This window comes from Sphingosinicella xenopeptidilytica (assembly GCF_042676985.1).
Taxonomy (GTDB): domain Bacteria; phylum Pseudomonadota; class Alphaproteobacteria; order Sphingomonadales; family Sphingomonadaceae; genus Sphingosinicella; species Sphingosinicella xenopeptidilytica.
The window spans coordinates 283595-303909 of record NZ_JBHTIK010000015.1; the positions used below are offsets into that span (position 1 = coordinate 283595).

Consider the following 20315-nt stretch of genomic DNA (forward strand, 5'->3'; position numbering starts at 1 on the left):
CTTCAGTCCTGCGGCTGCGGAATGGCGGCCTCGCCCGCCTGCGCCGCCTTTGCGCGCGCAAAGCCGGGGCGCGCCGAAATTCGTTTCCAGTAAGCGTGTGTGGCGGGCGGCAAGGCGTCGCCGAGGCCGATGATTTCCGCGAGCATGATCGCGTAGCCGATCGAGATGTCGGCAACCGTGAAGCGGCCCGCGCAGATGAACGGCGCATCGGCAACGATCGCCTCGACACCGCGAAGGCGGCTCAGGAACCACTGCGAATAATCCGCCACCACCTGCGGCTGCCGCCGGGCTTCCGGCTCGAAGCGGCCATAGCGGAGCACGAGCGTCTGCGGGAAGGTCAGCGTCGCTTCGCCGAAATGCAGCGCGTTCAGGAACGCGCCATAGGCCGGATCGGCGGGATCGACGGCAAGCTCACCATGGCCGTAGCGTACGGCGAGATACTCGCACATCGCGGCGGACTCGGTCATCCGCGTCTCGCCGTCGATCAGCGCGGGCACCGTGCCTAGCGGATTCACATCGAGAAATTCGGGCACGCTCATGCGCGGCGGAAACGGCATCACGACGAGTTCGTAGGAAAGGCCGATTTCCTCCAGCGTCCACAGCGGCCGGAAGGAGCGCGCATCCGCGCAGTGATAGAGTTTCAGCACGGGAGGGCTCCGCTATAGCGCGCCCGCAGCTCGGCCTTCAGAACCTTGCCCGTTGCGTTGCGCGGCAGCGCCTCCGCGAACACGATGTCGCGAGGCAGTTTGTATTTGGCGAGCCGGGCCCGGCAGTGGTCGAGAACCGCGTCGGCCTTCAGTGCGTGGTCCGGCTTCACCACCACGATGGCGCGGCCGCTTTCGCCCCAGCGCGCGTCGGGCACCCCGATCACGGCCGCCTCGCGAACGGCCTCAATCTGGTGGAGAACGTTCTCCACCTCCGCCGGATAGACGTTTTCGCCGCCGGAAATGAACATGTCGGTGCGACGATCGACGATGTAGTGATAGCCCTCCGCATTCCGCCGCGCGATGTCGCCGGTGCGGAACCAGCCGTCACGAAACGCGCTCGCGGACGCTTCCGGGTTGCGCCAGTAGCCGGGCGTCACCACCGGGCCGCGCACCCAAAGTTCGCCCGCCTCGTCGTCCGCGCAATCGTGACCGTCCTCATCGACGATACGGGCTTCGAGGTGTTGCAACGGGCGCCCCACGGAGCCGATGCGGGATGCTGCGTCGGCATGATCCAGGCTCAGGACCGAAGGGCTGGTTTCGGTCATGCCGAAGCCCTGCAGCAGCGGCACGCCCTTCTCCTCCCACTGCTTCAGCAGGCTGAGCGGGATCGGCGCGCCGCCGCAGCCCGCGCGCACGAGCCCGGAAAGATCGGCGGCGGCGAAATCCGGGTGCTGCGCCATGAACTGATAGTGGCTCGGTACGCCAAGGAAATGCGTGATGCCGATGCTGCGGTCGCTCATCATCCGCAGCGTCGCGCCCGGATCGAAACCCCGCGCCAGCAGCACGGTTCCGCCCGCATGGAAGGCGGGATTGGCATAACAGTTGAGCCCGGCGGTGTGGAACAGCGGCAGCACCGTCAGCATCACCATATCGCCGTTCAGAAGCGCCGGGCCGCTGAGGTTGACGATATTCCAGAACGTCATGCCATGGGTGATGAGCGCACCCTTGGGGCGCCCCGTGGTGCCGGAGGTGTAGATGATGGTGGAAACATCATCCAGCATCACTGGCTCCGGCGCGCGCGGCCGGGCCGCTGCACGCGCTTTGGCAAAATCAGCATCGAGCGCAAGCTTGGCGCAGCCCTCGATCGCGAGGCCTTCCACCGTCTCGGCGAAGTCCTCGCCATAAAGCAGCAGGGCCGGATCGGCGTTGCCGATCACGAATTCCAGCTCGGGCTGCGTCAGCCGCCAGTTGAGCGGCACGAAGATGGCGCCGAGCCGACCGCACGCGAACTGCAACTCGAAAACCTCGGCGCAGCTTTGCGCCAGAATGGCAACGCGGTCGCCGCGCCCAACGCCACGATCGGCAAGAAGGCCCGTGAACCGCGCGACGCGATCTTCCAGTGCGCGATAGTCAAGCCGCAGCCCGGCGTGCAAGTCGATGAGGGCGACTTTCTCAGGCCGGTTGACGGCGTGGTGCGCGATCCAGTCGTAATAAGGAGCACTCACCTTCTTCTCCCCGTCGATACAGAAAGCCGCTCCTTGCTTCGTTTTTCGTCGACGAATCTTTTAAGGCGACCTCACTAATATCGATAGCGTGGATGTCACAGACGCAGGCCACCTGCAACACTGAATCGCGTTCAGTGTGCAAATAAATAGAAGTGGCTCACTTATTATTTTGAGGAGACGGCCTCGGCCACGGCCGGGGTCACCGGAACCAGCACGTCGAGCAGGATCTGCGCGTAGGCTTTGCCCTGCGGATCGTTTCGCAGCGAGGCGATGCCGCCGCCGTCGAGAACATCATGGAGCAGGAAATTGAGGCCGTGTACGCCCGTCAGATCGAAGCGCTCCACCTGCCCCTCTCTATCTGGCCCCTGCAGATAATGCGCGAAATGCGCTGCGACGGTCTGGGGCGTCAGCGCGGCGCGGATGAACGGCAGATAGTCGGGATGCCGCGCGATCACACCGATATTCGCATTGTTCCCCTTGTCCCCGCTTCGTGCGAAGGCGAGTGCGATGAGCGGCACGGTTTCCGTCGCACCGGCAGGCAGCGCATCGCACGGTGTCACGGGTGCCGGCGCGGCAATGTCTTCGCCCACCGTGGCACCCGGAACGGAATGTTGCACGCCGCCGATACCGATTTCGGGCTGAATCCGGCCTTTTGGAATCAGGCAGGAAAACAGCCGGACAACCGGGGTCACCTTGGGCCGATTGCCGCCCATGCCGGTAAAGCCCGGCGCCATCGATGTTCCGGCGGAGGTGAACTCGCGCACCAGCAATTCCAGCGCCTTCGGTTGCGGATGGCACGCGGCGAGTTTCAGCATCACTTCGCGTGCGCCGCGTGCCCGGCTCGCCGCGCCGTAGCTGGTTTCAGAGCCGATGATTTCCACGCTGGTACGGCTGTAGGGCGGCAGTCCCGCCGCCTTCAGCATTGCTTCGGTCCGCCGCAACACGGCGTCCGCGACCCGCTCCGCCTTTCGCACGGCATCGATGCCGCCGATCATGTAATAGGCGCCGACGCGGAAGCCGTCCTGCCACGTCGCACTCGCCTTGTAGCTGCCGGTGGGCGGCCCGCCCCGGGCGCCCTCCACCGCGACGCGGTCGCTGCCGGTCTGGCGGATCGTCACCTCGCTCCAGTCGCAGCGCACGTCGGGCAGCAGGTAGGCGCGCGGATCGCCGATCTCGTAGACGAGTTGTTCGGCCACAGTGCCCACGGACACGAGCCCGCCCGTACCGGCGGGCTTGGTCACGGTGAAACTGCCGTCCTCGGCGATTTCCACGATCGGATAGCCGATGTTCGCCCAGTCGCCGGTCTCTTCCCAGTCGGTGTGGATGCCGCCCGTCGCCTGCGCGCCGCATTCGATGATGTGCCCGGCCAGCGACCCGGCACTCAGCCGGTCGAAATCGTCCGTCTTCCAGCCGAAGGCGTGGATGCACGCGCCAAGCGCCAGCGCGCTGTCGACGCAGCGGCCCGTCACCACGATATCGGCGCCCGCGCCGAGTGCCGCCGCGATCGGCGTGGCGCCGAGGTAGGCGTTGAGGCTCAGCAGCGCATCCGGCATCGCCGCGCCCGTCGTCATCTCAGTGATACCCGCCGCGCGCAAGGCGTCAGCGTCGGTGATCAGGTCGTCGCCCGTCACCACAGCGACCTTCAGCGAAAGCCCTGCCTCCACGATCCGCGCTTCCAGCGCGCGGGCGCAGGCGGCGGGGTTCACGCCGCCCGCGTTCGCCAGCACCTTGATACCCCGCGCGGCGATGGTTTCGAGATGGCGGCCGATGAGCGTCACGAAGTCGGCGGCGTAGCCCGCGTCCGGGTCCTTCGCCCGCGCCCGCGCTAGGATCGACATGGTGATTTCGGCGAGATAGTCGAACGTCAGATAGTCGATCGTCTCGGCGAGAAGCTGGGGCACGGCGATGGCGCTGTCGCCCCAGAAGCCGCTGGCCCCGGCAACGCGGATCACGCCACCGCTCCGTCGCGCACGATCGCCAGAATGTCCCGTGTCGCGACCTGTTTGCCCACGTGTGCGCTGATGGTCTCCACCACGCCGTCCATCGGCGCCAGGATCTGGTGTTCCATCTTCATCGCTTCGAGCACGGCAATCCGCTGCCCGCGCTTCACGCGCTCACCCTCCACCGCGTCGATCATCGTCACGACACCGTTCATCGGCGCCCGAACCGATCCGCCTGCCCCCTCGTCCGCCGCCCGACGCACCGTATGGGTCGTATCGGCAAACGCCCAAGTCCCCCCCGCCGCCGCAATCCACAGCGTAGCCCCCTCGAAAGCATAGCGCGCCAACCGCCGATGCCCCGCGATATCGAAGCGAACGCTGTCTTCGTCTTGCGCGATGATCTCCAGCCGGGTCTCCCCAGCCTCCCCCGAAACCAGCAGGGCCTCGCCATCCCGCCGCACCGAGAACCGGCCCGCCCCATGCGCGCCCGAAAGCGCGACCGTCGCCGCCATCCACCCGTTCGACCGCCACCCCGCACCGCCACGCACAGAGTGCAGCGCCGCCGCCAGTACCGGCACCCACTCGGGTGGCGTTGCGGCATCAGCCGAACCCGACGGATAGTGGCGCGCCACAAACCCGGTGGTCGCCTCGCCCGCCGCGAATTCTCCTGAGCCGAGGATCTCCGCAAGGAACGCCTTGTTGGTGGGAACGCCAAGGATCGCAGTATCCTCCACCGCCCGCTTCAACCGCCGCCGCGCCTCTTCGCGATCCGCACCCCACGCGATGATCTTCGCGATCATGGAATCGTAGTGCGGCGACACATCGGTGCCGGCACGAATCCCATGGTCAATGCGCACACCCTCTCCCTCGGCCGGGCTCCACAAATGAACCGGCCCGGTCTGCGGCAGGAAGGCGCTTGCCGGATCTTCCGCGCACAGCCGCACTTCGATTGCGTGGCCGCGAAGCGCCACGTCGTGCTGCCCGAACGGCAGTGGCTTTCCCGCCGCGACATCGAGCTGAAGCCCCACCAAATCGAGCCCGGTGACAAGTTCGGTAACCGGGTGCTCAACCTGGAGACGGGTGTTCATTTCGAGGAAGTAGAAAGCCCCATCCGCCGCCAGCAGGAACTCCACCGTGCCCGCGCCGACATAGCCGATGGAAGCCGCCGCCTGCACCGCCGCCGCGCCCATACGGGCACGCAGCGCCGGATCAACGGCAGGCGAAGGCGCTTCCTCCACGACCTTCTGGTGCCGCCGCTGGATCGAACAATCGCGTTCGCCGAGATGAACGATATTGCCATGCCGGTCACCGAACACCTGGATCTCGACGTGGCGCGGCTCGATGACGGCGCGCTCAAGCAGCAGCCTATCGTCACCAAACGCCGTGCCCGCCTCCGCGCGCGCAGCCCGCAGCGCATCCGCAAGCCCCTCCGACGCGGTCACGATCCGCATCCCACGGCCGCCGCCGCCCGCAGACGCCTTCACCATCACCGGGTAGCCGATCCGGCCCGCTTCGGCGATGAACGTGGCGTCGGACTGATCCTCGCCCTGATAGCCGGGAATGCACGGCACACCCGCCGCGATCATGCGCCGCTTTGATTCAGCCTTATCCCCCATCACGCGGATCGCTTCGGGATCGGGTCCGATAAAGACGATGCCCGCACGCGCGCAGGCCTCCGCGAAGGCCGCGCGCTCAGAGAGGAAACCGTACCCGGGATGGATTGCATCGGCACCCGTGCACCGCGCGGCTTCGAGGATGCGCTCAATATCGAGGTAGGACTGCGCCGCAGGGGCGGGACCGATGAGAATGGCCTCGTCGGCCTCTTCGACATGAAGCGCATCGCTGTCGGCGGCACTGTAAACCGCAACCGTGCGGTATCCGCGCCCGCGCGCGCCTCGTATCACGCGGCAGGCGATCTCGCCCCGGTTTGCCACGAGTATCTTCGAGAATTCCGGCATCACAAGCCCTCTACCCAGCGTGGATTGCGCTTTTCCCGGAACGCCTGCACGCCTTCGCGGCCTTCCTCGCCGCACACGGCAGCGGCAAACACATCGGCCGCACGGTCAACGAAACCCTCGGGAATGGCCTCCAGCGACAGCAACAGAGCTTTGGTAGCGGCGTTCGCGTGGGGACCGCAGCGATCGATGCTGGCGAGCACCTTCGCGGTAAGCTCGGCAAGTTCCGCCTCATCCGCGGCAGCGGCATCCGCAAGCCCGATAGCGAGCGCCTCGTCAGCCCCGATTACTGTCCCGCCGAGTGCGAGACGCCGCGCCGCCGGAAGCCCGATGCGGGAAACCACGAATGGGGCGATCTGCGCCGGTACCAGCCCGAGCGTCGTCTCCGAGAGCGCAAAGCGCGCGCGCGGCCCGCACAGCACAATATCGGCACAGCAGGCGAGACCGAAGCCGCCGCCGAAAGCAGGACCATCGACAACTGCGACCACGGCAAGCGGAAGTGCAGCAAGCCTGCGGTAGACTTCAGCACCGCGCTTAGAAAGCGCCGCGATCGCATCATGACCGGCGGCAAGTACATCGGATTTCAATTGCGCACCCGCGCAGAAGCGCCCGCCCGCGCCGTGAACGAGCAGCGCCTTCAACGTGCGGTCGCCGGCCACGGTATCGAACAGATATCCAAGCGCCGCCAACAAGGCATCGCTCATCGCGTTGCGGGTTTCCGGATCATCGATCGTCGCGGTGATGATGCCGCCGCGCCGCTCGACACTGAGCGGCCTCCCCCCATCAGTCACAGCCGCGCCACCCCAAAACTATTGGGACGCAGCGTCCGGAAATCCGCCTCCGCGACGGTATCGAGGCAGAATCCGACCACGCGGCGCGTATCGCGCGGGTCGATCAGTCCGTCGTCCCACAAACGCGCAGTCGCGAACAGCGCAGTCGATGCGCGGTCGTATGCGGCGACCACCTTGGCACCCGCCTGCGCGATACGCTCCATATCGGGCTCCTGTCCCCGCGCCCGCGCGCCTTCTTCCGAAACAATGGCGAGCACCTTCGCGGCCTGCTCGCCGCCCATCACGGCAACGCGATTGTTCGGCCAGGCGAAAATGAAACGCGGATCGAAGGCACGGCCGCACATGCCGTAGTGCCCAGCACCGAAACTGCCGCCGATCTGAATCGTGATCTTCGGCACCGAAGCATTGGTGACCGCCTGGATCATCTTGGAACCGTGCTTGACAATACCGGCGGCCTCCGCCTCAACACCCACCATGAAGCCGGTGGTGTTCTGAAGGAATAGGATCGGCGTTCCCGACTGGCAGCAGAGCTGGATGAACTGCGCCGCCTTGGTGGCGCCATTCGCGTCGATCGGACCGTTGTTGCCGATGATCCCGACAGCATGGCCCATGATCGCGGCATGACCACACACCGTATGCGGGCCGTATGCGGGCTTGAAATCCAACCAGTCGCTGTCATCTGCGATCCGGGCGATCAATTCGCGCACGTCATACGGCTTGCGGTAATCCGTCGGAACGAGGCCCAGGATTTCCTCCGTCGGGTAGCGCGGCGCGGGCGTAGAGCGTTCACGCACTGCAGGAAGCCGACTGTTCCAGCCGAGCTTGGCGACGATCTCGCGCGCCGTGCAAAGTGCCTCCGCGTCATCTGCCGCGAGATATTCACCAAGGCCCGTCGTCTCGAAGTGCAGCCGGGCGCCGCCCAGTGTCTCATCGTCAGCGATCTCGCCCGTCGCCGCCTTCAGGAGCGGCGGCCCGGCAAGGAACACCTTGGATCGCCCCCGCACCAACACGACATAATCGGCAAGCCCGGTCTGGTAGGCGCCGCCCGCCGTCGACGAGCCGTGCACTACGGAAATCACGGGAATCCCCGCTGCCGAAAGCCGGGCGAGATTGGCGAACGTCGTGCCGCCGCGCACGAACATCTCCGCCTGCAACATCAGGTTTGCGCCGGCACTTTCCACAAGGTTGAGAAGCGGCAGCTTGTTCTCGAGCGCGATCTGCTGCGCGCGGATCTGCTTGTCGACACCGTAGGGATGGCTGGATCCGCCCTTGATGCCGGCGTCCGATGCGATCACCATCACACGGACACCCGACACGAAGCCGATGCCGATCACGAGGCCGCCGCCATAGACATTCTCCTCGCCATCGTCCTCATGACAGCCGAGCCCGGCGAGCGTTGAAAGTTCGAGGAAGGGTGAATCGCGATCCAGAAGTAGGGCAACGCGTTCGCGCGGCAGAAGTTGACCACGCTTATGGAATTTTTCCGCCGAACGCTCCGAGGTGTGACGCACCTTGTCTTCAAGCCCGCGGAATTGGGCGATGAGTGCCAGATTGGCCGCGCTGTTCACGCGGCACGCATCGCTGTTCGCGATGAAAGCGGTTTCAAATGGCGGCATGGCTCAGCGCTTTTCGGCGACGCTTGCCAAGGTGGCGGCGACGTTCTCCAGCCTTCGCGTGACCTCCGACAAGGCGCCGGCAGACGATGCGCCGCCAATCCCTATGCCTGCAAACAACTGCCTTGCGATCGCTTCGACCGCCGCTTCAATATTTAAGGGCCGCTTATTTAGAAGTGTGCGCTCACCGACATGTTGAATGGCACCGAAAAACATGTCCCGGACATATTCAATGACAGCGTCAGGGCGCACGTCACCGATGCGCTGCCCGTCCGTAAGGATCGAATCGACAAGACGGGCATATCTCTGATTAAGACTATGCACCGCGGACCCATAATAATCTTCCCAGTGCAGCTCGCGATAGATCAGCTCGTGCATTCCGGGATTTTCGGCCATGTCTCGAAAATTGATGAGGATCAGAAGCTTGATCCGCTCCGCCGTCCCCTCGATCCGCGCCGTGTCCCGCGCCATCCTTTTAAGGTTGGGCGTCATCCAATCCGAAACCACCCGTGCCATCAGGTCACGGCGATTGGGAAAATACTTGTAGACTGTCGCCTCTGAAATGCCGGCCTTTTCCGCGATATCAGCCATCGACGTCCCACGCAGTCCGCGCTCTTCAACGAGCGCGCGCGCGGCTTCCAGGATTTCCGGCTCCCTGAAAGCCTTTCGTCTACGCCACGCCGGCCCTCCGGTTTTTTCCTGAGCAGCCTTCGCCATCTTCGCCATCCCGACAGTAAATGAGGATGACTTCCTAACATTGGTTGGGAATGCCTTCAAGCCGCTATCGGAAGGCAGATATGCTGATGAGGTGAAGGCCCGCTAGAGCCCCGATATGGGATGGGTGGCGATCAGCTTTGGTGTTTCTGTTGCGTCATTCGGTCGACATACGCAATGCCAATGGCCGAGAGAATGAACACGGTATGGATGATCGTCTGCCACAGCACACCCTCTGCGGTGATGCGCGCGGTGGGCAGGCCGATGTTGCTCGCCTCGATGAACGTCCTGAGCAAATGGATCGACGAGATGCCGATAATCGCCATCGCCAGCTTCACCTTCAGCACGCCCGCGTTCACGTGGCTCAGCCATTCCGGCTGGTCCGGGTGGCCTTTGAGGCCAAGGCGCGACACGAACGTCTCGTAGCCGCCGACGATGACCATCACGAGCAGGTTCGAGATCATCACCACATCGATGAGGCCGAGAACGAGCAGCATGATCTGCTGCTCGGTGAACTCCCAGCTGTGCATGACGAGGTGGTAAAGCTCCTTCAGGAACAGGAGCACATAGACGCCCTGCGCGGCGATGAGACCCAGGTAGAGCGGCAGCTGCAGCCAGCGCGAGCTGAAAATGAGGAGTGGAAGCGGGCGGAGCGGCGACGGCGCGCCGGAATCGGAATCGGACATGGTTGCGGCGTATCAAATACGAGGGCGATTCTCCAAGGCCGTTCCGCTGCGGGAAACGCCGGGTTGCAGGCGCGACCCCTCCCCCTCCCACCCTGCGTTCCTACATGGGTACACGAAGGCGGCGGGTTTGCCCCTCGGCACACAGGAGCACGAAGATGAAGACGATCACAACGCGCTACACCAACGAACAGCGCCACTGGGTGGGCGACGGCTTTCCGGTGCGCTCGCTGATCTCCTATCATGCGCAGGGCAGCGCGATCAGCCCGTTCCTGCTGCTCGACTATGCCGGACCGCATGTGTTCGAGCCTGCCGAAACCCCGCGCGGGGTGGGCACGCACCCGCACCGCGGCTTTGAAACCGTCACCATCGTCTATGACGGTGAGGTGGAGCACAGGGATTCCGCCGGGAACGGCGGCATCATCGGTCCCGGCGACGTGCAGTGGATGACGGCGGCCGGCGGCGTCCTCCATGAGGAGTTCCACTCGAAGGGCTTCACGCGCGCAGGCGGGCCGTTTCGCATGGTCCAGCTGTGGGTGAACCTGCCCGCCAAGGACAAGATGGCGGGAGCCGGTTACCAGTCGATCGTGGACGCGGACATTCCGGTCGTCGACCTCGACGGCGGCAAGGCACGGATCATCGCAGGCACGCTCGGCGGCAAGACCGGCCCGGCGCGGACGTTTACCCCGGTGAATGTCTGGGACGTCCGCTTGGCTGATGGCGCCGACGTCTCGCTCGAACTGCCCGAAGGCCACACGACACTCGTCGTGGTGCTGTCGGGCCGGGTGCTGGTGAACGGCGAGGATGCGGGAAGTGCCGAGGTGCTCGAACTGAGCCGGGCGGGAACCTCGGCGCGGTTCAAGGCGGAGGCCGAAACCACGCTGCTCGTGCTCACCGGCGAACCGATCGATGAACCGATCGTCGGCTACGGCCCGTTCGTGATGAACAGCGAGACGGAAATCCGCACCGCCATCGACGACTTCAACAGCGGTCGCTTCGGCCGGATGGCTGCGGCATAGTGGAAGGGAGGCAGGCGCACACCGCCTGCCTCCCTTTTCCTGTTGAGGAGGCGACATGGCCGAAATCACCATTGCACGCGTGACCGCGAATATCGGCATGGACGACTACAAGGTCGATGTCCGTGCCGGGCATCACACGCTTGTATCCGACGAACCCGAGAAGATCGGCGGTAGGGATGCTGGGCCGGCGCCGTTCCAGCTGCTACTTGCCGCGCTCGGTTCGTGCACGGCGATCACGCTCCGGATGTATGCGAAGCGCAAGGACTGGCCGCTCGAAAGCGCCGAGGTTGCGATGCGGCATTTGAAGGATGGCGAGACCGCGCGGATCGAGCGTGTGCTGACGCTCTCCGGCAATCTCACGGACGAGCAGCGCGCGCGGCTGGCGGACATCGCCGAGCGTACGCCGGTGACGCTTGCCATCAAGAACGGCGTGGCGGTCGAAACGACGCTTAGCGGATCCTGAGTACGACCTTGCCGATGAGGGTGCCTGCCGCCATTGCCGCGAAGGCTTCGTCGGCGCGTTCCAGCGGCGCCTCTAAGCCGATGACGGGGCGGTAGTGAGACGAGGCAAACAGTGCGTCTATCGCCGTTCGGGCACGTGATCCACCTGCGGGGTCGCGGCGGCTGAACTCTCCGGCACGGACGCCAATGATTTCGATGCCGTTGAGGAGCGCGAAAGGCTCCGGAATACCGCCTGCGAAACCGATCAGCAGGTAGCGGCCGTTCCAGCGCAGCGTCTGCGCGGCGGGTGCGAACAGTGCGCCGCCGACTGGGTCGAAGACGACATCGACGCGGTCCTTCAGCGCGGAAAAGTCGGGTGCGGTGCGATCGATAACGAGCGTTTCATAGGCACCCGCCGCACTTGCGGCGGCGCATTTCCGTTCATCTGACGCAGCGGCGATCACATGCGCGCCGAGTGCCTTGCCCATCGCGACCGCAGCGAGACCCATGCCGCCCGCCGCGCCCGTGACCAGCAGCGTTTCCCCTTGCATCAGCCGACCGCGCTCCACGAGCCCGACCCATGCGGTGAGCGCACCGACCGCGTAGGACGCCGCTTCCGCATCCGAGCACCCAATGGGTGCGAGGCGCACGCTTTCCACGCCGAGCGTGACCGCTTCGGCAAGACACCCCGAGCGCGCGCCGACAACGACACGGCGCCCCACCAGCGCCGGATCCACTCCCGCACCCGTATCGGTCACGATGCCCACGCCTTCGACGCCCGGCACGAAAGGAAGCTCTGGTTTGAACTGGTATGCGCCCGACAGCATCAGGAGGTCCGGGAAGTTGAGCGCCGCTGCCGTCAGCACGACGCGGACCTCGCCCGCCGCAGGGAGCGGCGCATCCGGCCATGCAGTCTCGAAACGCAGCCCCGAGCGATCCTCGCTCAGATGGTGGCAGACCCACGCCTTCATCGCGCCCCTTCCCTTCGACTTTTAACGGCTTGCCTCGGATGGCGGCGCGGGGGAAGTTCGAAAAAGGGAGAGGAGAGCCGACAATGGGCGAGGATTGGAGCTTCGGTCGCATCGCCGCCGCGATCGGCGGTGCCGTCGATCCCGATCTTCCGGCGCTGATCCACGGCGATCACATAACGCGCTGGGGCGATTTCGACCGGCGGACCGACGCGCTTTCTGCCGCTTATGTGACCGCCGGCGCCGTGCCGGGCGACAAGGTCGCGCACCTGATGCGGAACAACCCCGCCTATCTCGAAACCACCTTCGCCGCTTTCAAGGCGCGGCTCGTCCACGTGAACGTCAACTACCGCTATACGGGCGAGGAACTGCTCTACATCCTCGAAAATTCCGATGCCGCAGTGCTGGTGTTCGATGCCGATTTCGCAGACCTCGTCGATGAGATCAGGCCCTCGCTGGGGCAGGTGAAGCTGTTCGTGCAGGTGGGCGGTTCGCCGCCCGCATGGGCGAAGGAGCATGACGAACTCGCCAAAGCCATGGCTGCCCCGCTCGCCCTCACGCACCGCGACGACGACATGCTGTTCATCTACACGGGCGGCACCACGGGCTATCCCAAGGGCGTGATGTGGGACCAGAGCGTGATCTGGACAATGCTCGGCGGCGGCGCAGCAATGATGGGCGGTGCGCCGCTCGAAACGCTGGACGCCCTGCTCGACAATGTCCGCGCCGGGATCGGACGGCGGCGGTTACTCGTGATGCCGCCGCTTATGCACGGTTCGGGATTCCTGATGGGCCTCTATGCAATCGCGACGGGCGGCACGGCGATCACCTTGCCCGGCGCGAGCTTTCATCCGATCGAAGCCGTCGCGGCGTGTGCGCGGCACAAGCCGAACAGCGCGGTGATCGTGGGCGATGCTTTTGCCCGGCCGTTCCTGAGAGCGCTCGACAACGGCGGCGGCGACATCGCTTCGCTCGACCTCATCATTTCCTCGGGCACGATGTGGAGCCCGGAGGTGAAGGCCGGGCTGCTGCGACACAATCCGAAGATGATGCTGATCGACGCGCTCGGCTCTTCGGAAAGCATCGGCATCGGATCGGCCGTACAGGGCGCGCACAACGCCGGCGAGGCGACGCGCTTCGTTCATGACCCCGACACGATCCTGGTGGACGAGAACCTGCATCCCGTGGCGCCCGGAGACGTAGGCCGCATCGCGCGCGGCGGCCTGCTGCCGCGCGGCTACTACAAGGACGCGGCAAAGACCGCCGCGACCTTCGTGACCATCGACGGCAAGCGGTACGCCATGGCGGGCGACCACGCCGTTCTGGACACCGACGGCGCCTTCACGCTGATGGGGCGCGGCAACCAGTGCATCAACACGGGCGGCGAGAAGGTGTTTCCCGAAGAGGTCGAGGAAATGCTGAAAACGTACCCTGCGGTGGACGATGCGCTGGTGTTCGGGATGCCCGACGAGACATGGGGTCAGTGCGTGACAGCCGTGGTGGAAGCTGAACCTTCCGAGGTCACCGCTATCCTTGCGCATGTTCGCAGGCACCTTGCCGGCTACAAGGTGCCCAAGCGGCTGCTCGCGGTGCCGAGTGTGCCGCGCGGCCCGAACGGCAAAGCCGACTACGCAGCCGCGAAGGCGATGGCTTCAGCGCTTTGAGAAGCTCGGCGCGTTCAGCACCTCGAGCTTGATACCGTCCGGGTCTTCGAAGAACACCGCGTAATAATCCGCTGAATATTCAGGATAGAGCGCGGGTGCATCGAGAATACGCGCCCCAGCGTCGCGGAGCAGGGCGTGGATGCGATCCACCTCCGCCCGGTTCTCCACCGACCATGCAAGGTGATGGATACCGGGGGCATAGCGCTCGTGCGCGGGGCCCGAAAGCCGCGCCTGCTTGAGCCCGATCGAAGCGAAGCCCTGCGGTGTGCGGATATCCCACTCGCACTCGCCATCTTCGCGCACGCACGTGTAGCCGAGCGCATCCAGCAGCAGGCCGTAGACGCGCTTCGAGGCCGCGAGGTCGCTCGCGTTCAGATCGATGTGATGAATGAGCCCATTCACGGCGGCGTGTCCTAGAGCGCGCTGCGTGAAATCTGACGCAGGGCGCGCGCTCTATCTCTTTGTTGTCGCATCGTTTGGGGCGGAAAACCGGTTCCCACTTTTCCGCACGATGCTCTAACGGAGCCGCCGCCGCACAGGGCTTACTTCTTGCCGAGCGTGAGCCCGCCGAAGCGCTTGTTGAAGCGCGCCACGCGGCCACCGGTGTCGAGCATCTTCGAGTTGCCGCCGGTCCAGGCCGGGTGCGTCGTCGGATCGATTTCGAGGAGCAGCGTGTCGCCCTCCTTGCCCCACGTCGAGCGCGACTGATAGGTCGTGCCGTCCGTCATCTGCACGGTGATGGTGTGGTAATCGGGGTGGATATTCTGCTTCACGTCTTTGCTCCGTCGTCAGCGACTGGTTTCCGACCAGCCGCCAGGAAAGCGGGGCCAATAGCCGAGCGGGGCGCCACTTGCAACCCGGGGCGTGAGCGACTATCCCCGCCGCCGACATGGTGCCCCGGCAACGGGGATAATAGGGAAGCCGGTCTGAAACCGGCGCTGTGCCCGCAACTGTAGGCGGATAGCCTGCGTGCCACGATGCCACTGGAACGGCCCCATCGGCCCGACCGGGAAGGCGGCACGCAAGGCGACAACCCGCGAGTCAGGAAACCTGCCATGTCTGTCGTCCACGCCCGGCCGGGTCCAGCCGATCGCGTGCGAGCAGTCATGCCCGCTGAGACGATGTGTGAACATTGCTCAGGGAGTCTTTATGATTGCTGTTTTTCTTCTTTCCGCCGCAGCCATTGTCGACGACGGCACGCTGGTCGTTTCCGCCGCGCGCGAACCCGTTGCCTACAGCGAGACGGGCGGCGCGCTGACCGTGATCGACGGCGCCACCATCGAAGCGGTGGCGCTGCCGCAGCTCGTCGATCTCCTCAGGCTGTCACCCGGCGTTTCCGTTGCCCGTTCCGGGCCGACCGGGGCGCAGACACAGGTGCGCATCCGCGGCGCCGAGGCGAACCACACACTGGTTTTCGTGGACGGTATCGCTGCCAACGATCCGGCGACCTCCGGCGAGTTCCGCTGGGAAACCCTGCCCTCCGACGGTATCGCCCGCGCCGAGGTGCTGCGCGGGCCGCAATCGGCGCTGTGGGGCTCCGAGGCGATCGGCGGCGTCGTGTCCGTCACCACGGCGGAGTCGACGGACGGCACGCGCATCTTCGGCAGTGCCGAGGCGGGCTCGTTCGGCACGGTTCACGCGGCGGGAGGTGCCGGGGTTGGCAGCGACAAAGGTGGTATCATCGTGCAGTCGAGCTGGTACGACACCAAGGGCATCGACAGCTTCGGCGGCGGCATCAAGGAACGCGACGGCTATGAATCGCTGATGCTCTCCGCGAAAGCCTCTGTGCGGCCCATCGAGAACGGCGAGCTTGGCCTTGTCGTGCGCCATACCAATTCGCTGAGCGAATTCGACGGGTACAACAGCTTCTATATGCGTGACGACACGCTCGACGCGACGCGCATCCGTTCGACCGCACTGCGCGGCTTCGGACGCGTGGAGACGCTGGACGGGCGCTGGCGGCACGAGCTGTTCGGCAGCTACGTTACGACCGACAACATCAACCGCGACGGCGACACCTTCCTGAACCGCACCGACGCCGAAGTGTTCGAAACCGGATACCAGACCGGCATCGACTTCGGCAGCGAGGCCTTCCGCCACCGCGTGACCGGCGCGATCGAATATCGCACGCAGCGTTTCGTTGCGGATGACGCCGAGTATTTCGGCGGCACCAACCAGCGCGTCTCGCGCGACCGGACCAGCTTCGTGCTCGATTATGGGCTTAGCGCGGGCGGCCTCGCGCTCGGCGCGAGCGTGCGCCGCGACGAGAACGATGCGTTCAAGGACGCGACGACGTGGCGGGCGAGCGGGCGCTACACGCTTGAAAACGGCTTCACCGTCCACGCGAGCGCGGGCAAGGGCGTGACCGACCCGACCTTCACGGAGATGTTCGGCTTCTTCCCCGGCAGCTTCGTCGGCAACCCCAGCCTGACGCCGGAGCGTTCGATCGGGTGGGATGTGGGTGCCGGTTATCGCACGGGCGCTTTCTCGGCAGACGTGACGTGGTTCCAGGCCGATCTCGAGAACGAGATCATCGGCACCTACGATTCCGCCACCTTCATGTCGGGCGTCGCCAACGCGACCGGCAAGAGCAAGCGCAAGGGCATCGAGGCGTCGTTCGACGCCAAGCCGCTCGGCTGGCTGACGCTTGGCGGCAGCTATACGTGGCTGGATACGAAGGAAGCGCAGGTCGCCGGGACCGCGCGGGTTCGCGAGGCACGCCGGCCGCGCCACAGCGGCAGCCTGCTCGCGACCGCCGATTTCGATGTGGCGTCAGTGACGTTCGCGGCGAACTATGTGGGCAATCGCAGGGACACGGACTTCGACAGCTTTCCCGCGCGGATCGTGACCTTGAAGGACTATGTGCTCGCCACGCTTTCGGGGCGTGTGAAGCTCGGCGGCGACTTCGAGTTGACGGGGCGCATCGAAAACCTGTTCGATGCGACCTATGAAGACGCCTACGGATACCAGACGCAGGGCATCTCCGCATTCGGCGGTATCCGCGTGAAATGGGGCGGCTGATCGCCCTCTTCCTGCTCGCCTTCGCCGCACCCGCGGCGGAGGCCGCAGCGCCGTCTCCGCCAACGCGCGTCGCCTCGCTCGGGCTTTGCACGGACGAACTCGTTCTGCTCCTCGCCACGCCGGGGCAGCTCGTTTCGGTCTCCTATCTCGGCCGCGACCGGCACGAAACACCGCTCGCCCCCAAGGCGCGCGGTCTCCACGGCAATGACGGCAAGTTCAGTTCGGTCGCGGCACTGAAGCCCGACCTTGTTGTTACCGGCGGCGCGGTGAACCGCTTTGCCCGCGCGCTCGCCGAGCGGACGGGGACACGTGTCGTCGACGTGCCGCCGCCGATGACGCTCGCCGAACTCAGGGCGAATATCCGCACGGTGGCGGCGGCGCTGGGCCATCCGGCGCGCGGCAAGGCGCTGATCGACTGGATGGAGGCGCGGCTGGGATCGCCGCTGTCGCCGAGCCAGACCGGCCTGATGATCACAGCGGGCGGGCTCACCGCTGCCCCGGAGTCGATCAGTTCCGAGCTTCTCGCTTATGCCGGGATCCGGCAGACGGGCACACCCACCGGCCGCGTGTCGCTGGAAGGGCTCATCGCCGCGCCGCCGCCGCTCCTCATCCACAGCCGCTATCGCAGCGGACAATATTCGCTGCCGCAGGAATGGATCGACAGCGCCGTCCACGTCGCCGGAACGCGCAATATAGAGGTGGACGGGCGCGCATGGCTCTGCCCCGGCCCGCTCGCCGCGGCTGACGTTGCGCGGCTGCGGGAGACGATCCGGTGACGGCGGCGCGGCTTTCCTTTCTGCTTCTGGCGCTGTTCGTGCCCGTGGCGCTGCTCTCGCTGCTGGTCGGCGAGGTACCCGTGGCAGCGCTGCTCCGAGATCCCGATCTCGCCCGGATGCTGTTCACGGAGCTTCGGCTGCCCCGGCTCGTCCTCTCCGCCGCTGCGGGTGCGGCGCTTGGGATCAGCGGCGCGGCCCTGCAGGGGCTGCTGAGGAACCCCCTCGCCTCGCCCGACATCCTCGGCACCTCGGCGGGGGCTGCGCTCGGGGCGGTGGTGACGGGCTATTTCCTTGGCTTTTCGGGAACGATCGCGATGGCGGGCGGCGGCATCGCGGGGGCGCTGCTGGCGCTCGTGCTGCTCCTTTTGCTCGCGGGGCGGGGGGCGTCCTCGACGACGCTGATCCTCGCGGGCATCGCGATCTCGGCACTCGGCGGCGCGATGATGAACCTCGCGCTGGCGCTCGCCGCGTCGCCGTTCGCCTTCTACGACATGATGTTCTGGCTACTCGGCTCTTTCGCGGATCGCAGCGTCGAACACGTCGGCGTCGGCCTCCCGGCCATGCTCGCCGGGAGCGCGCTGGTGCTTTCGGCCGCGCGCGGGCTCGATGCGCTGGCGCTCGGCGAGGACGTCGCCGCGACGCTGGGCCACGACGTGCGCGCGATGCGTTGGCGGATCGTCGGCGGCAGCGCGGTCGCGGTAGGCGGCGCGGTGGCGGTGGCGGGGATCATCGGCTTCGTCGGCCTGATCGTGCCGCATCTGGTGCGGCCGCTGGTGCGGAACCGTCCCGGCCCCGCGCTTTTGCCGAGCGCGATCGCGGGCGCCGTGCTGCTGGTGGCGGCGGATATCGTCACGCGCTTCCCGCTGAACGGCAAGACGCTGCCGATCGGGGTCGTCACGGCGATGCTGGGGGCGCCGTTCTTCCTGTGGCTGATCCTCTCGCGGCGCGGGGGGCAGTCATGAGCGGACTTGTCGCACGGGGTATCGCGCGGCCCTATCTCGCGGGCGTGCTCGACATCGCCGTGGCGCCCGGCGAGGTGGTCGGGCTGATCGGGCCGAACGGTTCGGGCAAGACGACGCTGCTGCGCGCGCTTGCCGGGCTCAGCGTGGGGGAAGGCAGCATTGTTGTCGGCGACAAGGCGCTTGACGCCATGACGTCATCGGAGCGTGCGCGGCGGATCGCCTACATGCCCGCCGGGCGCCGCGTCGACTGGCCGATGCGCGCGGACGATATCGTCGCGCTTTCGGGCGTGGATGCGAGCCGCGTGGCGGAAACGCTGGCGCGGGTCGGGATGTCGGCGTTCGCCGGACGGCGGGTCGACACGCTCTCGACGGGCGAGCGCGCGCGTGTACTGCTGGCGCGCGTGCTGGCGGGACGTGCGGACTGGCTGCTGCTCGACGAGCCGACGGCGAACCTCGACCCGGGGCACGAGCTGGATGTGCTGGCGATGCTGCGCGCGGAGGCGACGCGGGGTGCAGGCGTGCTGGCGTCGTTCCACAACCTGACGCTGGCCGAGGCGCACTGCGACCGCTGCGTGCTGATGGCGGGTGGGCGGATCGTCGCCGACGGCGCGCCGGGCGCAGTGCTGACCGAGGCGAACCTTGCCGCGGTTTACGGGATCGCGCGCGATGGGGCGGGCTGGCGGCGGAGTGCTTCCTGAACGAGTGACGTCATGCGCGCCACGTCGCTCCTCAGCGCCATGGCGACGGGGCTTTGCAGGACGGCGAGCGTGCGTGTGCGGTCGAAGCCGGACAGGTGGCGCTGGACGACGCCGGGTGCGGTATAGGAAGCGGGCATCACCGTGACGCCGAGGCCGGCGGCGACCATGGCGAGTGCCCGCTCCTCCTGTACCGTGCGGTAGGCGAGCGGCGGGCGGACGCCGTGGCCGGTGAAATGCCGGCTGACCTCGCTCAGCACCTCGCAGCGGCGGCGGACGACCATCGGCGTGCTGTGCAACGCGTCGGACGGCACCGGGTCCGATGCCGCAAGCGGATGGCCTTCGGGCATCATCAGCAGATAGGGCTCCTCCCCCACCACGACCGGCGAATATTTCTCCGTGCCCGTGCGCATCAGGGTGAGCGCCATGTCGACGCGGCCCTGATCGAGACGGGTGACGAGTTCGGCGTCGCTGCCTTCGACGATCTCGAGGCCATTGGCACCGTCGATGGATTGCCAGTCGCGCACCAGCCGCTCGCCGATGCTTGCCGGGACGGTATGGAGCAGGCCGAGACGCAGTGCGCGGCGGCGGGCGGGCTCTCCGATTTCGCCGAGCGCGGCGTTGTATTCCTGCATGATGTTGCGCGCGCGCTGGAGGAAGCGCGCTCCGGCTTCGGTGAGTTCCACGCGGCGGGCGGAGCGGACGAACAGCGAGACGCCAAGCTCGCGCTCCAGCTTGGCGACGCCTGCGGAAAGCGTGGGCTGGGTGACGTTCACGCGCGCTGCCGCCGCCGTGAAACTGCCAGTCTCGACGATCGCGAGGAAGTAACGCAGGAGGTAGCCGTCAATCATAGATGTCATCTATGCGAAACCGCCAGCGCATTCAATTAAGACCGAATCCCTCCCGCGTGCTATTCCCACT

General features: G+C 66.2%; 19 protein-coding genes and 1 riboswitch. Of the genes, 7 read left to right on the forward strand and 12 right to left on the reverse strand.

Annotated features, from left to right (window positions below):
* Positions 1-2: 2 nt before the first annotated feature.
* The 8 genes from ACFQ00_RS18105 to ACFQ00_RS18140 all read right to left on the reverse strand — a co-directional run bounded on the left by ACFQ00_RS18105 (position 3) and on the right by ACFQ00_RS18140 (position 9851).
* Positions 3-647 (reverse strand): glutathione S-transferase family protein, encoded by a 645-nt coding sequence (locus tag ACFQ00_RS18105; RefSeq protein ID WP_381494227.1) that lies wholly within the window; start codon positions 645-647, stop codon positions 3-5.
* The gene (locus ACFQ00_RS18110; RefSeq protein WP_381494230.1) at positions 641-2152 is read right to left on the reverse strand and encodes an acyl-CoA synthetase; all 1512 of its coding nucleotides are present in this window, start codon (positions 2150-2152) and stop codon (positions 641-643) included. Before ACFQ00_RS18110 ends, ACFQ00_RS18105 begins: the two co-directional genes overlap by 7 nt.
* Positions 2153-2316: 164 nt before the next feature.
* A complete protein-coding gene (locus ACFQ00_RS18115; RefSeq protein WP_381494233.1) occupies positions 2317-4104 on the reverse strand; it encodes an acyclic terpene utilization AtuA family protein in 1788 nt (595 codons plus the stop codon).
* Positions 4101-6050 carry an acetyl/propionyl/methylcrotonyl-CoA carboxylase subunit alpha gene (locus ACFQ00_RS18120; RefSeq protein ID WP_381494236.1) on the reverse strand — a complete coding sequence of 650 codons (1950 nt, stop codon included), beginning with the start codon at positions 6048-6050 and terminating at the stop codon, positions 4101-4103. The genes ACFQ00_RS18115 and ACFQ00_RS18120 overlap by 4 nt, the downstream gene beginning before the upstream one ends.
* Positions 6050-6838 carry an enoyl-CoA hydratase/isomerase family protein gene (locus ACFQ00_RS18125; RefSeq protein WP_381494241.1) on the reverse strand — a complete coding sequence of 263 codons (789 nt, stop codon included), beginning with the start codon at positions 6836-6838 and terminating at the stop codon, positions 6050-6052. Before ACFQ00_RS18125 ends, ACFQ00_RS18120 begins: the two co-directional genes overlap by 1 nt.
* A complete protein-coding gene (locus ACFQ00_RS18130; RefSeq protein ID WP_381494243.1) occupies positions 6835-8454 on the reverse strand; it encodes an acyl-CoA carboxylase subunit beta in 1620 nt (539 codons plus the stop codon). Before ACFQ00_RS18130 ends, ACFQ00_RS18125 begins: the two co-directional genes overlap by 4 nt.
* 3 nt (positions 8455-8457) lie before the next feature.
* The gene (locus ACFQ00_RS18135; protein WP_381494246.1) at positions 8458-9168 is read right to left on the reverse strand and encodes a TetR/AcrR family transcriptional regulator; all 711 of its coding nucleotides are present in this window, start codon (positions 9166-9168) and stop codon (positions 8458-8460) included.
* 131 nt (positions 9169-9299) lie between these two features.
* Entirely contained in the window at positions 9300-9851 is a 552-nt protein-coding gene (locus ACFQ00_RS18140; protein WP_381494249.1) for a TIGR00645 family protein, read from the reverse strand.
* A gap of 155 nt (positions 9852-10006) precedes the next feature.
* On the opposite strand from ACFQ00_RS18140, the gene ACFQ00_RS18145 reads away from it, so the two are divergent.
* Positions 10007-10867 (forward strand): pirin family protein, encoded by an 861-nt coding sequence (locus ACFQ00_RS18145; RefSeq protein ID WP_381494252.1) that lies wholly within the window; start codon positions 10007-10009, stop codon positions 10865-10867.
* Positions 10868-10937: 70 nt separating this feature from the next.
* Positions 10938-11330 (forward strand): OsmC family protein, encoded by a 393-nt coding sequence (locus ACFQ00_RS18150; RefSeq protein WP_381495263.1) that lies wholly within the window; start codon positions 10938-10940, stop codon positions 11328-11330.
* On the opposite strand, the gene ACFQ00_RS18155 is transcribed toward ACFQ00_RS18150, so the two are convergent.
* The gene (locus ACFQ00_RS18155) at positions 11317-12279 is read right to left on the reverse strand and encodes a zinc-binding dehydrogenase (protein WP_381494254.1); all 963 of its coding nucleotides are present in this window, start codon (positions 12277-12279) and stop codon (positions 11317-11319) included. The genes ACFQ00_RS18150 and ACFQ00_RS18155 overlap by 14 nt on opposite strands.
* An 83-nt stretch (positions 12280-12362) precedes the next feature.
* Here ACFQ00_RS18155 and ACFQ00_RS18160 point away from each other — a divergent pair, with 83 nt between their 5' ends.
* Positions 12363-13940, forward strand: a complete 1578-nt coding sequence (locus ACFQ00_RS18160) for an AMP-binding protein (RefSeq protein ID WP_381494257.1) — start codon at positions 12363-12365, stop codon at positions 13938-13940.
* Here the strand turns inward: ACFQ00_RS18160 and ACFQ00_RS18165 are convergent.
* The gene (locus tag ACFQ00_RS18165; protein ID WP_381494259.1) at positions 13929-14342 is read right to left on the reverse strand and encodes a VOC family protein; all 414 of its coding nucleotides are present in this window, start codon (positions 14340-14342) and stop codon (positions 13929-13931) included. The two genes, ACFQ00_RS18160 and ACFQ00_RS18165, sit on opposite strands and share 12 nt — an antisense overlap.
* 140 nt (positions 14343-14482) lie before the next feature.
* Positions 14483-14713, reverse strand: a complete 231-nt coding sequence (gene rpmE, locus ACFQ00_RS18170; protein ID WP_339709001.1) for a 50S ribosomal protein L31 — start codon at positions 14711-14713, stop codon at positions 14483-14485.
* 100 nt (positions 14714-14813) lie between these two features.
* Positions 14814-15012, forward strand: a riboswitch (cobalamin riboswitch).
* A 77-nt stretch (positions 15013-15089) separates the two neighbouring features.
* Here rpmE and ACFQ00_RS18175 point away from each other — a divergent pair.
* Genes ACFQ00_RS18175 through ACFQ00_RS18190 form a run of 4 tightly spaced genes read left to right on the forward strand, consistent with a single transcriptional unit; the run spans position 15090 to position 19397 of the window.
* The gene (locus tag ACFQ00_RS18175) at positions 15090-16961 is read left to right on the forward strand and encodes a TonB-dependent receptor plug domain-containing protein (RefSeq protein WP_381494264.1); all 1872 of its coding nucleotides are present in this window, start codon (positions 15090-15092) and stop codon (positions 16959-16961) included.
* Positions 16949-17737, forward strand: coding sequence for an ABC transporter substrate-binding protein (locus tag ACFQ00_RS18180; RefSeq protein ID WP_381494266.1), 789 nt, complete (start codon positions 16949-16951; stop codon positions 17735-17737). The genes ACFQ00_RS18175 and ACFQ00_RS18180 overlap by 13 nt, the downstream gene beginning before the upstream one ends.
* A complete protein-coding gene (locus ACFQ00_RS18185; protein WP_381494268.1) occupies positions 17734-18699 on the forward strand; it encodes a FecCD family ABC transporter permease in 966 nt (321 codons plus the stop codon). Before ACFQ00_RS18180 ends, ACFQ00_RS18185 begins: the two co-directional genes overlap by 4 nt.
* Positions 18696-19397 (forward strand): ABC transporter ATP-binding protein, encoded by a 702-nt coding sequence (locus ACFQ00_RS18190; protein ID WP_381494271.1) that lies wholly within the window; start codon positions 18696-18698, stop codon positions 19395-19397. Before ACFQ00_RS18185 ends, ACFQ00_RS18190 begins: the two co-directional genes overlap by 4 nt.
* Here the strand turns inward: ACFQ00_RS18190 and ACFQ00_RS18195 are convergent.
* Entirely contained in the window at positions 19349-20254 is a 906-nt protein-coding gene (locus tag ACFQ00_RS18195) for a LysR family transcriptional regulator (protein WP_381494275.1), read from the reverse strand. The genes ACFQ00_RS18190 and ACFQ00_RS18195 overlap by 49 nt on opposite strands.
* Positions 20255-20315: the final 61 nt, after the last annotated feature.